The sequence below is a fragment of the Paraburkholderia sp. BCC1885 genome (genome assembly GCF_900996235.1).
Lineage (GTDB): Bacteria > Pseudomonadota > Gammaproteobacteria > Burkholderiales > Burkholderiaceae > Paraburkholderia.
Map to the genome: position 1 here is coordinate 86,121 of NZ_CAAJGM010000285.1, position 12,046 is coordinate 98,166.

The following is a 12,046-nucleotide window of genomic DNA, read 5'->3' on the forward strand; positions in this document are numbered from 1 at the left end:
GGCATGCCCGGCAGGGTGATTCCGCGCGGAGACGGGCAGCAATCCAATCAGGAGCAGGCAGCATGAGTCAGACCGTTGAAGTCGCCACCCTCGGAGGTGGCTGTTTTTGGTGTCTAGAAGCTGTGTTTCTCAGTGTCGAGGGCGTCAGCGCCGTGGAGTCCGGCTACGCAGGCGGCACCGTGCAGTGGCCGTCCTACGAACAGGTGTGCGACGGCGACACCGGCCACGCTGAAGTCGTGAAGCTCGAATTCGATCCGGCGACGATCAGCTACCGCGAGATTCTGGATATTTTCTTTGCGATCCACGATCCGACGCAGCTTAACCGGCAGGGCAACGATGTGGGCACGCAATACCGTTCGGTGATCTTTACGCACTCGGAAGCGCAGCGCGAGACGGCGCTGCAGGCAATCCGCCAGATCGAGGCCGAAGGTATCTACAGCGGGCAGATCGTCACCCAGGTGTTGCCGCTCGACGGCAACTATTGGCCGGCCGAAGCCTATCACCAGAACTATTTCGCGCAGCATCCGGATCAGGGCTATTGCTCGGTGGTGGTCGCGCCGAAGGTGGCGAAATTCCGGCAGAAATTCGCCCATCGGGTGAAGGCAGGCTAGTCCGGGCTGAGCGCCTCGCCGCCGCCGGCCGCTTCGTCTCTCATTCGCGTGCAGGCTTCGACAATCGCCCGCGCGAGCTTGATGCAGCTGAGCGGCGCCGACCCTTCCGCCTTGTTGTTCACCGCAATCAGCACCGGCTGCCCGGCCAGGGCATAACGCGCGGCCAGTTCGGCTAAGGCCATGCGGGTGGTCGGATCTTCGTCGACGAGGCGATCGAACGGATCGTATTTCGCCTTCGCCTGTTCGTACTTGAAACCGCCGTGCAGGCTCCAGCGCACGATCAGCGCGCCGCCTGGTTCACCGTCGAGCAGCGCAAGCGCCGCGGCTTGCCGCAGCGGGTCGGGCATGCGCGCATGCAGCCCGACGCAATACCGCACCCCCGCCGCTTTCAGCGTGCGGATGAAGCGCGGCGTCAGCAGGCAGGCGTCGCGAATCTCGACGGCATACGAGGTGCCCTCGGGCAGACGCGGCAGCGCCTCAAGAAATTCAGCGAATCGCTCGATGAAGGCCGCCGGGTCCGCCAGCATCTGATCCGGCAGCGGCGAAATCTGGAATACCAGCGCGCCGGCTTTGGCGCCGAGTCCGTCGAGGCAGGGCTGCACGAATTCGTCCGCGGCGAGTTGCGCGTTCAGAAAGCAGGGGTTGAGCGATACCGGTTCGCCGCGCTCCGCGCGCACGGTGGCGTCGGTGACGAGCGCGGGCGCCTTGACGATGAAGCGGAAGTGCTCCGGCACCTGCTGCGCGTAACGCAGATAATCCGTGACGGTGAGCGGCGCATAAAACGAACGGTCGATGCTAACCGTATGCAGCAGCGGATGCGCGCCGTAAGCGGTCAGACCGTCGCGCGACAGTTTGCTGTTGCTGTAGTCGTCGCCGTAAACGATGTTTTTCCAGCCGGGAAACGACCACGTCGAGGTGCCGAGGTGAATCTGCGGCGGCAGTGCGCGGGCGATCTCCAGGACTTCGGCGGACGGTTCGGCGGCGAGGACGTCGCGGGTGCGGCGTTTTTTGGCGGGAGGCGCAGCGGCGGGTGAGGCGGTGGCAAGCGAGGCGGCGGGCGTCGCGGCGGGATGGCTGGCGGAAGCCGGCGCCGTTTTGGCAACGACTACCTCCACCGGCATACCGAACAGATCCAGCTGGCCTGCATCGGCAACCGGAGGCTCCGATTGCTCCGGCTGGTCTTCCGCCCTATCCGTCAGTAACGGATAGTCACTCGCTCCGCCTTGATCCATCGTTTCTTGTTCTTGCTGTCAAAAGTTGCGCCGGAGCCGTTGCGCGGTGGTGTCCAGCTCCGGCGCAACCGCATCACAGCGGTTTGTCGTACATGTACCGGCGCGACCACGGCAAGGTCTTCGCGCTGCGTCCCGCCTTGCGGCACACCACCTGATAGATCGACACGTCGTCGTTTTCGAAGGCATACGCGCAGCCGGCCAGATACACGCGCCAGATGCGGAATTTCTCGTCATCGACCAGTGTGCGGGCTTTTTCCGCGTGGTTCTCGAAATTCTCCGCCCAGATATCGAGCGTGTGCGCATAGTGACGGCGCAGACTTTCGACGTCAACCGCTTCGAGGCCGCCGCGCTGCATCGATTCGAGCGCGAGGCTGATATGCGGCAGCTCGCCGTCCGGGAACACGTAGCGGTCGATAAACTCGCCGCCGCCAAGCGACGTCTCGCCGCTATCCGCATCGGATGACGTGATGCCGTGGTTCATGGCAATGCCGTCGTCCACCAGCAGGTCGTGGATCTTCTGGAAGTAGCCCGGCAGGTTCTTGCGCCCGACGTGCTCGAACATGCCCACGCTCGTGATGCGGTCGAACTGGCCTTCGAGGTCGCGGTAGTCCTGCAGGCGGATCTCGATCTTGTCCTCGAGCCCGGCGGCTTTCACGCGCGCGGTCGCCAGATCGAACTGGTTTTGCGACAGCGTGATGCCCAGACACTGCGCGCCGAATTTCGACGCCGCCCGCATTACCAGCGCGCCCCAGCCGCAGCCGATGTCGAGCAGACGCTGACCGGGTTGCAACTGGATCTTGGTGAGGATGTGGTCGATCTTCTTGATTTGCGCGGTGGCGAGATCTTCATCGCCATTTTCGAAGTACGCACACGAGTACACCATGTTCTCGTCGAGCCATAACTGATAGAACTCGTTCGAGACGTCGTAGTGATACTGAATGGCCTTCTTGTCCGACGACTTCGAGTGATTGAAGTAGCGTCGCACGCGTGCCAGCTTGCTGGCGCTCGTGACCGTGTTACGGGCCAGCGAGTAGCCGACGTTGATGATGTCCGACAGCTTGCCTTCGATGTCGATCTTGCCCTTCACGTATGCCTCGCCGAGATTGTCGAGGCTCGGTTCGAGCAGGTACGGCAGCGCCGTCGCGCTTTTCACGTGCAGCGTGACCCGGGGCGCGGCAAACTGCCCAAAGTCGTGTTGCTGACCATCCCACAGCACTAAACGAGCGGGTAGATTCGCCTTGGTCCTGACTTCTTCCACCCACTGCGCCAGCTTCTTCTCCCAGAACATGTGATTTCTCCGTGTCCGATGAAATACAAAGCAAAGCTATTCAGGTCGCTGCGTGCCGTAGCGTGACTCCTGGGCCTCGATGGCCGCGCGACCTTGGCCGGTGCGCGCGCTGCTTCTATGGCAGCCCGGGCGCGCCGGCGTTGAGATAGTTCAGGGCGATAGCCGGGCGATCTGCCAGTCGCCGCCTTCTACCGCACGCGTGTAGAGCAGCCGGTCATGAAGACGCGACGGTCTACCTTGCCAGAATTCTATTGCGTCGGGAATCAGGCGATAGCCGCCCCAATGCGGCGGACGCGGCGGATGCTCGCCGTACTTCGCGCTGATTTCCCGTTCCCGTGCTTCTAATACGGTACGGCTTTCGATTACCTGACTTTGTTCCGATGCCCACGCGCCGATGCGCGAACCGAGCGGCCGCGACTCGTAGTACCGATCGCTTTCGGCGGCGCTCACCTTGACGACGGTGCCTTCGATGCGCACCTGGCGCTCCAGTTCGATCCAGTAAAACAGCAGGCTCGCGTGCGGATTGTCCGCCAGCTCGCGGCCTTTACGGCTTTCGTAATTGGTGAAAAACACAAAGCCGCGTTCGTCGACGCCTTTCACCAGCACGATTCGGGCCGAAGGGCGGCCGCGCGAATCGACGGTGGCGAGCGTCATCGTGTTCGGCTCGGGTAGTTGGGCTTCGATTGCCTGGGCAAACCATGCGTCGAATTGACGGAAGGGATTGCGATCGGCATCCGCTGCGTCCAATGAACCCAGCGAATAGTTTTTCCGAAGGTCGGCAAGTGATGTCATGTTCTTATGCGAACGCTACAGTTCGGCCAGTATAACTAAGGAACAAATTTCCTGCGTGCCGCATGACAGGGTGCGAGGCACCCCGGGGCGGCGCATGCGGGGCTTGCGCGTGGGATGGCACGCGATCAGGCAAAATAGCGGATCGGCGCGTGCAAATGTTTATCCGCTTTGTTTCCAGTAGGGATTTATTTGCGCCGCGACAGATTTTGTCTGATTTTTAATTTGCTTCGAAGTCACCGCGTTGTTGTCTTTGCGTAGTTTGCTTTGTAGTTTCATTTTGCGCCAATAGCTTTTAGCCACCGCTTTGATCGCTTTTCGCTACTTTTATCCGCTTTAGACGAGTCCCGCCCATGTCCACACCGAGTTTCACCACGCTTTCTGATGTGACCGCCTCCGGTGGCGTTGAAGCCGCCGATCACGCGCGGCGCTTCGGCGGCGTCGCGCGGCTGTATGGCGCGCCCGCGCTCACGGCGTTCGAGCGTGCCCGGGTCGCGGTGATCGGGATTGGCGGCGTGGGCTCGTGGGTCGCCGAGGCGTTGGCCCGCAGCGCGATCGGCTCGCTGACCCTGATCGACCTGGACAACGTCGCCGAAAGCAACACCAACCGGCAGATCCACGCGCTCGACGGCAACTACGGCAAGCCGAAGGTGGACGCGATGGCCGAGCGCATCGCGCAAATCAACCCGCTATGCGACGTGAGGCTGGTGGAGGACTTCATCGAGCCGGATAACTTCGCCGCGGTGCTGGGCGGCGGCTTCGATTACGTGATTGATGCCATCGACAGCGTGCGGACCAAGACCGCGCTGATCGCCTGGTGTGTCGAACAGAAGCAGCCGTTGATCACGGTAGGCGGCGCGGGCGGCCAGCTCGACCCGACGCGTATCCGCATCGACGATCTGGCGCTGACGATTCAGGACCCGCTGCTTTCGAAGGTGCGGGCGCAGTTACGCAAGCAACACGGTTTCCCGCGCGGCCCGAAGGCGAAGTTCAAGGTGAGCGCGGTGTATTCGGACGAGCCGCTGATCTACCCGGAAGCAGCCGTCTGCGATATCGACGGGGACGCCGAGCACGTCGCGACGTCGCCTAACGTGGCCGGCCCGGTTGGTTTGAACTGCGCGGGATTCGGTTCAAGCGTGTGCGTGACGGCGAGCTTTGGATTCGCCGCCGCCGCGCATGTGCTGCGCGCGCTCGCGCAGCGCGCGGCGGGGTGAGGCGGGCTTCACCCGGATCAGAACAGCGCCGCGCTCAGCTTGCGCCGCCATTGCGCCACGACTTCCGGCTGATGCGCTGCAAGATCGAACACTGACAGCATGGTCTTGCGGCCGATGTCGTCGCGGAAGGTCCGGTCGCGCTGCACGATGGCCAGCAGATGCTCCAGCGCGCCCGCGTAGTTGCGCCGCGCAATCAGCGCGCTGGCGAGGTCGAAGCGGGCTTCGAGATCGCCCGGCTCAGCGGTGACGCGGGCTTCCAGTGCGTCGGTGGGCGGCAGGTCGGCGGCGGCATCCAAGGCGTCCAGACTTGTCTTGATCGCATTGAAGCGGGCGTCGATTCCTTGCGTGGTTTTCGGCGACAGCAGATCGACCTCGTTGCGCGCTTCGTCGGTGCGGTTGTCTTCCAGCAGCAGCTCGATCAGGTCCATACGCGCCTCGTCGAAGCCCGGGTCGTAAGCGAGGGCGGCCTTGAGCGCGTCGTAGGCGTCTTCGCGGCGGCCTTCGGCGAGCGCGGCCTGCGCTTCGGCGCGGGCCGCGTCGGCACCTTGGGGTACGAGGCGGTCGAGGAACGCGCGGATCTGGCCTTCCGGCAGCACGCCGATAAACTGGTCGACCGGTTGGCCGTCGGCAAACGCCATGACGTGCGGAATGCTGCGCACCTGAAAATGCGCGGCCAGTTCCTGATTTTCGTCGACGTTCACTTTGACGAGCCGCCATTTGCCGGCATATTCCGCTTCGAGTCTCTCCAGCATCGGGCCGAGCGTCTTGCACGGTCCGCACCACGGCGCCCAGAAATCGACCAGCACCGGCGCAAGCGTCGAAGCGGTGATGACGTCTTTTTCGAAAGTGGCCAGGGTTGTTTCCATTGCGTCCTCGTCGATATAACTGTTCGGGCTTATAGATGGGGGCGAATGCGCCGGCTTCAATGCGACTGGCGTTCAGGCAGCGGAATCCACTCCGTCTCGCCGGGCACCTTGCCCATTTCCTGAGCGGCCCAGGCCAGCTTGGCCCGGTCGATTTTCTCGCGCGAACTGGCGACGAAATTCCATTCGATGAAGCGCTCGCCGTCCAGCTTTTCGCCGCCGAGCAGCATGACGGTGGCACCGCCGCTGCTGGCGAGCGTCACGGTTTCGTCGAGCGCCAGCACGGCCATCTGGCCGGCTTCCAGCGGCGTGCCGTCGATCTCCAGATCGCCCTCCACGAGGTAGACGCCGCGTTCCTCGTGTTCGGGTTCGAGCGCGAACGCGCCGCCCGGCGTGAAGTGAGCGGCGACATACAGGGTGCCCGAGAAGGTCGTCACCGGCGCGGTCTGGCCGAACGCGGTGCCGGCGATCACGCGCAGCCTGACGCCATTGCGCTCGATTTCCGGCAACGTGGCGGCGGCGTGATGCTCGAAGGACGGTTCGACCTCTTCCGCTTCCAGCGGCAGCGCGACCCAGGTCTGGATGCCGTGCATCGTCTGCCCGGTGGCGCGGCTTTCGGGCGGCGTGCGTTCCGAATGGACGATGCCGCGGCCGGCGGTCATCCAGTTGACGTCGCCGGGGACGATTTTCTGCTCTGAGCCGAGGCTGTCGCGATGCATGATCTCGCCTTCGAACAGATAAGTGACGGTGGCGAGGCCGATATGCGGATGCGGGCGCACGTCGAGCCCTTTGCCCGGCTCGAGGGTGGCCGGTCCCATGTGGTCGAAGAAGATGAACGGCCCGATCAGCCGCGCCGCCAGCGCCGGCAGGACGCGGCGCACGGTCAGGCTGCCGACGTCGCGCAAGTGGGGCTTGAGGACCGCTTTGATCGAGGAGGACATGGGCAGGCTCGCGGGGTGGGGGATGGGGTCATTCTACTGTTGTGGGCGGGATGGTGCTGTTTGGGATGCGGCCGGCGCCAAAAAGCAAAAACGGCCGCACGCGGCGGCCGTTCTGCTTCCTCGACGCGAGGCGCCTCACGTCATGCGGTTCTTCGCCAGCGGCGGATTCGCCGCGAAATATCGCTTGATGCCCTTCATGATCGCGGTCGCCATCTGATCGCGATAGGCGTCGTCGTTGAGGTGCGTTTCTTCTTCCGGGTTGCTGATGAAGGCTGTCTCGACGAGGATGGACGGGATATCCGGCGCCTTCAGCACCGCAAATCCGGCCTGTTCGACCGAACCCTTGTGCAGCTTGTTGATGCCGCCAATTTCGTTGAGCACGAAGTTGCCGTAGCGCATCGAATCGCGGATCTGCGCGGTGGTCGACATATCGAATAGCGCGCGATTCACCGCCGCGTCGTCCGATTTGATGTTGATGCCGCCGATCTGATCCGACGAGTTTTCCTTGTCCGCCATCCAGCGCGCCGCGGCACTCGAGGCGCCGTGCTCCGACAGCGCGAACACCGATGAGCCGCGTGCCAGCGGCGTGGTAAACGCGTCCGCGTGGATCGACACGAACAGGTCCGCGCCGACGCGCCGCGCTTTTTGCACGCGCACGTTGAGCGGCACGAAGAAGTCGTCGTCGCGCGTCATCATCGAGCGCATGTTGGGCTGCGCATCGATTTTCGCGCGCAGCTTTTTGGCGATGTCGAGCGCGATGTGCTTCTCGTAAGTGCCCGCGCTGCCGATTGCGCCCGGGTCCTCGCCGCCGTGGCCCGGGTCGATCGCCACGGTCAGCAGGCGCACGGTGTTGTTCTTGCCGGACTTCGGCGTGGTGAAGGCGTAAGTGTCGTCGCCGCCGTCGTCGTTGTTGCCGCTGCCGTTGGTGTTGCTGTTATTGCGCGCCAGCGCGCCCGCTGCTGCCGGCTTGCCGGGCACGGGAAGCGGCGCCGGCGCCTGGGCAAGCGCGCGCGGCGCGAGAATCGGCGGCACGGGCGTGCTGTGAAGCTGCGGATGCGGCGCTTCGGGCGCACTGCCGTTGTCCTGCGCGTAGCGGTCGAAAAATGCTTCGCTGTTGTCCGCGGCGGGCGGCGTGGTGCCTGGGCCGCTCAGCGTGCTCGGCGGCGGCGAGCTGTTTTGCGCGTTGTTTTCGTCGAGGCGCTGCTGCTTGTGCTCGCTCTGCGCGAGCAGATCCATCATCGGATCCGGCGCGACGGCGGGATACAGGTCGAATACCAGCCGGTATTTGTACGAGCCGACCGGCGGCAACGTGAACACCTGCGGCTTGACCGAGCCTTTCAGGTCGAACACCATCCGCACCACATGCGGTTGATATTGGCCGACCCGTACCGCCTGGATCTGCGGGTCGTTTGGCGTGATCTTCGAGACGAGGTCCTTGAGCGCCTGGTCGAGATCGAGACCGTTCAGGTCCACCACCAGCCGGTCGGGGCCTTGCAGCAGTTGCTGGGTGTTCTGCAGCGGCTGATCGGATTCGATCGTCACGCGCGTGTAGTCGCGCGCCGGCCAGACCCGCACGCCGAGCACCGAGCTGGCCCAGGCGAGGCGCGGGCCGACGAGGCCGAGCATGAGTGTCGAGGCGCCCGCGCGCAGAATCTGCCGGCGCCGCCAGTTATGGCTCGCGGTGGCGGCGGACTCGATCGAGCGGAATGGTTTGATCAACATCTTTCTAGACATGCTTTTCCTGATTCGCTGTACGCCCGGGCAATGAGCAGCCGGCCGTCGCCATCCACATCGAGCGAGAAAACGAGATCCGGCACGCCGAGCAGGCTGCCCGCGCGCTGCGGCCATTCGACGAGGCAAACCGCGCCGCTGTCGAAGTACTCGCGAAAGCCGGCGTCGGCCCATTCGGCCGGATCGGTGAACCGGTACAGATCGAAGTGATAGAGCTCAAGTTCCCCATCGGGTGTTTGCACCGCGTAGGGTTCGACGAGCGTATAGGTGGGACTGCGCACCCGCCCGGTGTGTCCGAGGCCGCGCAGGGTGGCGCGCACGAGGGTGGTTTTGCCGGCGCCGAGGTCGCCGGTCAATTGCACCTGCAGGCCCTGGAAGCCCGGGATGGCGGCGTTGCTGTCATGCACCCGTTGCGCGGCGTTGCGCGTGCTCTCGATCGCCTCTGCGAAGCGCACGCCGAACGCACTGGTGGCGGCTTCGTCCGCGAGCGCGAACTGGCGTTCGAGCAGGACGGCAGCGGGCGGTTGGATCGGGAGATCGGAGTTGTCGGGCATTCTCGTAAAATGGCGTGATGAACCGAAGTCCGGAGTCCCCCGTTTCCTGCACGCCTGCGTCCGATGACGATGCGCCCGCCCTGCGTCACTACGATGAAGCGGCGCTGGCGACGCTTGCCCTGCGCATCAAGGCGTGGGGCCGCGAACTAGGTTTCGGGGCGGTCGGTATCAGCGACACCGATCTCTCCGCTGCCGAGGCGAATCTTGCTGCATGGCTCGAAGAGGGCTGCCACGGCGAGATGGATTATATGGCTAAACATGGGATGAAACGCGCGCGTCCCGCAGAGCTTGTGGCCCATACGCGACGCGTGATCAGCGCGCGCATGGCCTATTTGCCGGCGTCATTGCCGGCTCACGGATGGTCCGCGCAAGAGCACAGCGAGCCGGCCGCAAACCCCGGCCAGCAGGGGCGCAACTGGCGCGCGGAGGAACACGCACGGCTTGCCGATCCCGCGGCGGCGGTGGTGTCGATCTACGCGCGGGGTCGCGATTATCACAAGGTGATGCGTAATCGTTTGCAACAACTTGCCGAGAAAATCGAAGCGGAAATCGGCGCCTACGGTTACCGCGTGTTCACCGATTCCGCCCCGGTTCTCGAGGTCGAGCTGGCGCAAAAGGCGGCCCTCGGCTGGCGCGGCAAGCATACGTTGCTGCTGCAGCGCGATGCCGGCTCGCTGTTCTTCCTCGGCGAAATCTTTGTCGACGTGCCGTTGCCGACCGATGCCGAAACCTCTCCGGACGATGCCCCGCAGACTCCCGGGTCCCATTGCGGCAGTTGCACGCGCTGTATCGATGCCTGCCCGACCCGCGCGATCGTCGCGCCTTACAAGGTCGACGCGCGCCTGTGCATTTCCTATCTGACCATCGAACTGAAAGGCAGTATTCCACTGGAATTGCGCCCGCTGATCGGCAATCGCGTGTATGGCTGCGACGATTGCCAGCTGGTGTGTCCATGGAACAAGTTCGCGCAGGCCGCGCCGGTTGCCGATTTCGACGTGCGGCACGGACTCGATCGCGCGACGCTGGTGGATCTGTTCGGCTGGAGCGCCGAGGACTTCGACACGCGCATGCAGGGCAGCGCGATTCGTCGCATCGGCTACGAACGCTGGCTGCGCAATCTGGCGGTCGGCATGGGCAATGCGCTGCGGGCCGATCCGGCGAGCATCGCCGAGGACGCGCGGGCCGCGATTGTCGACGCCTTGCGCGGGCGCGCGAACGATCCGTCGCCGCTCGTGCGCGAGCATGTCGAATGGGCGCTTGAAGCGGCCTCGGCAGGCGGCGTACAGTAGCGGGATTCGTGGCGCGGCGGCGCGTCGCGCTTCAGTCTCCGTCGCAGTACCGGTTCGGTGAGGGCCGCTTCAGCGAGTGGGATAAGCAAATCGGGCAGGCCCATCATGTTCAACGCAGTCATCGACGCACCGTTCGGCAAGGTCGGCATCCGGCACGACGCGCAGACCGTGCGCGAGATCGTCTATTTGCCGGAATCGGCGCGCAACGTCGCGCCCGATACGCCGTTGGCGAAGCAGGCGGCGCAGCAGATCGAGCGCTATCTGGAGCGCGCGTCGGCGGCTTTCGATCTGCCGCTGGCGTCCGTTGGCACCGCATTTCAGCGGCGCGTGTGGGCGGCCATCAACGAGATTCCGCCCGGCGTGGTGCTGACGTATGGGCAGCTCGCGCGGCAGATCGGCAGCGTGCCGCGCGCAGTCGGCCAGGCGTGCGGGTCGAACTATTTTCCGCTGGTGATTCCGTGTCACCGCGTGGTGTCGTCAAGCGGCCTGGGCGGCTTTGCGCATCACGCGGACGACGATTTTTTCCGCAACGTGAAGCGCTGGCTGCTGGCGCATGAAGGTGTGCCCTACGCATGAGCGAAGCCATCCTTGCCGATTCTGCCGACGACTCCGCCGCCGCATCGCCGCTGTTTATTACGAGCAATGCTTCGATCGATGCATTCTGCGACGCGCTGTGGCTCGAACACGGCCTGTCGCGCAACACGCTCGACGCCTACCGCCGCGACCTGCGTCTCTTCTGCGAATGGTTGGCGCTCAGCCGCAACGGTTCGCTCGACACCGCCAGCGAAGCCGATCTGACCGCTTACGCCGTGGTGCGGCAGAAAGACAAATCGACCTCGTCGAACCGGCGTCTTTCGGTATTTCGCCGCTATTACGCGTGGGCCGTGCGCGAACATCGCGCGCAGGTGGACCCGACGCTGCGCATCCGCTCCGCCAAACAGCCGGCGCGTTTTCCCGCCACGCTGAGCGAAGCCCAGGTCGAGGCGCTGCTCGGCGCGCCGGACGTCGGCACGCCGCTCGGCCTGCGCGATCGCACCATGCTGGAGTTGATGTACGCGAGCGGCCTGCGCGTCACCGAACTCGTCACGCTGAAGACGGTGGAAGTGGGGCTTAACGAAGGCGTCGTGCGGGTGATGGGCAAGGGCTCGAAGGAACGCCTGATTCCGTTCGGCGAGGAAGCGCACGGCTGGATCGAGCGCTATTTGCGCGAGGCCCGGCCCGCGTTGCTGGGCGCGCGCGCCACCGACGCGCTGTTCGTCACCACGCGCGCCGAGGGCATGACGCGCCAGCAGTTCTGGAACATCATCAAGCGTCACGCGGCGGCGGCCGAGGTGCATGCGCCGCTTTCGCCGCATACGTTGCGGCATGCATTCGCGACGCATTTGCTGAATCACGGCGCCGACCTGCGCGTGGTGCAGTTACTGCTCGGCCACACGGATATTTCGACGACGCAGATTTATACGCACGTCGCGCGCGAGCGGTTGAAGTCGCTGCACGCGGCGCATCATCCGCGAGGGTGAAATTGCGCGCTGCG

The 12,046-nt window shown here is 64.4% G+C and carries 12 protein-coding genes; 5 read left to right on the forward strand and 7 right to left on the reverse strand.

Annotated elements, in window-relative coordinates; translation table 11 throughout:
* Positions 1–62: 62 nt before the first annotated feature.
* A complete protein-coding gene (gene msrA, locus FQ755_RS36375) occupies positions 63–611 on the forward strand; it encodes a peptide-methionine (S)-S-oxide reductase MsrA (protein ID WP_144162942.1) in 549 nt (182 codons plus the stop codon).
* On the opposite strand, the gene FQ755_RS36380 is transcribed toward msrA, so the two are convergent.
* The 3 genes from FQ755_RS36380 to pdxH form a co-directional block, all read right to left on the reverse strand.
* A complete protein-coding gene (locus FQ755_RS36380) occupies positions 608–1,843 on the reverse strand; it encodes a DUF72 domain-containing protein (protein ID WP_144162944.1) in 1,236 nt (411 codons plus the stop codon). The genes msrA and FQ755_RS36380 overlap by 4 nt on opposite strands.
* A gap of 73 nt (positions 1,844–1,916) precedes the next feature.
* Positions 1,917–3,131, reverse strand: a complete 1,215-nt coding sequence (locus FQ755_RS36385) for an SAM-dependent methyltransferase (RefSeq protein ID WP_144162946.1) — start codon at positions 3,129–3,131, stop codon at positions 1,917–1,919.
* 150 nt (positions 3,132–3,281) lie between these two features.
* Positions 3,282–3,923, reverse strand: a complete 642-nt coding sequence (pdxH, locus tag FQ755_RS36390; RefSeq protein WP_144162948.1) for a pyridoxamine 5'-phosphate oxidase — start codon at positions 3,921–3,923, stop codon at positions 3,282–3,284.
* Positions 3,924–4,273: 350 nt separating this feature from the next.
* Between pdxH and tcdA the strand changes: the two genes are divergently transcribed.
* Positions 4,274–5,134 (forward strand): tRNA cyclic N6-threonylcarbamoyladenosine(37) synthase TcdA, encoded by an 861-nt coding sequence (gene tcdA, locus FQ755_RS36395; protein WP_144162950.1) that lies wholly within the window; start codon positions 4,274–4,276, stop codon positions 5,132–5,134.
* Between the two features lie 17 nt (positions 5,135–5,151).
* Here the strand turns inward: tcdA and trxA are convergent, their stop codons facing one another.
* From trxA to tsaE, 4 genes are all read right to left on the reverse strand, one after another.
* Entirely contained in the window at positions 5,152–6,000 is an 849-nt protein-coding gene (trxA, locus tag FQ755_RS36400; RefSeq protein WP_144162952.1) for a thioredoxin, read from the reverse strand.
* A gap of 56 nt (positions 6,001–6,056) precedes the next feature.
* Positions 6,057–6,938, reverse strand: coding sequence for a pirin family protein (locus FQ755_RS36405; protein WP_144162954.1), 882 nt, complete (start codon positions 6,936–6,938; stop codon positions 6,057–6,059).
* Positions 6,939–7,073: 135 nt separating this feature from the next.
* Positions 7,074–8,672 (reverse strand): N-acetylmuramoyl-L-alanine amidase, encoded by a 1,599-nt coding sequence (locus FQ755_RS36410; protein WP_144162956.1) that lies wholly within the window; start codon positions 8,670–8,672, stop codon positions 7,074–7,076.
* Positions 8,654–9,223: a tRNA (adenosine(37)-N6)-threonylcarbamoyltransferase complex ATPase subunit type 1 TsaE gene (gene tsaE, locus FQ755_RS36415; RefSeq protein WP_144162958.1), complete on the reverse strand. Its 570-nt coding sequence runs from the start codon at positions 9,221–9,223 to the stop codon at positions 8,654–8,656. Before tsaE ends, FQ755_RS36410 begins: the two co-directional genes overlap by 19 nt.
* Before the next feature lie 17 nt (positions 9,224–9,240).
* On the opposite strand from tsaE, the gene queG reads away from it, so the two are divergent.
* From queG to xerD, 3 genes are all read left to right on the forward strand, one after another.
* Positions 9,241–10,512 (forward strand): tRNA epoxyqueuosine(34) reductase QueG, encoded by a 1,272-nt coding sequence (gene queG / locus FQ755_RS36420; protein ID WP_144162960.1) that lies wholly within the window; start codon positions 9,241–9,243, stop codon positions 10,510–10,512.
* Positions 10,513–10,617: 105 nt separating this feature from the next.
* On the forward strand, positions 10,618–11,088 hold the full coding sequence (locus FQ755_RS36425; RefSeq protein WP_144162962.1) for a methylated-DNA--[protein]-cysteine S-methyltransferase: 471 nt from the start codon (positions 10,618–10,620) through the stop codon (positions 11,086–11,088).
* Positions 11,085–12,032, forward strand: coding sequence for a site-specific tyrosine recombinase XerD (gene xerD / locus FQ755_RS36430; protein ID WP_144162964.1), 948 nt, complete (start codon positions 11,085–11,087; stop codon positions 12,030–12,032). Before FQ755_RS36425 ends, xerD begins: the two co-directional genes overlap by 4 nt.
* The last annotated feature ends 14 nt before the right edge of the window (positions 12,033–12,046 follow it).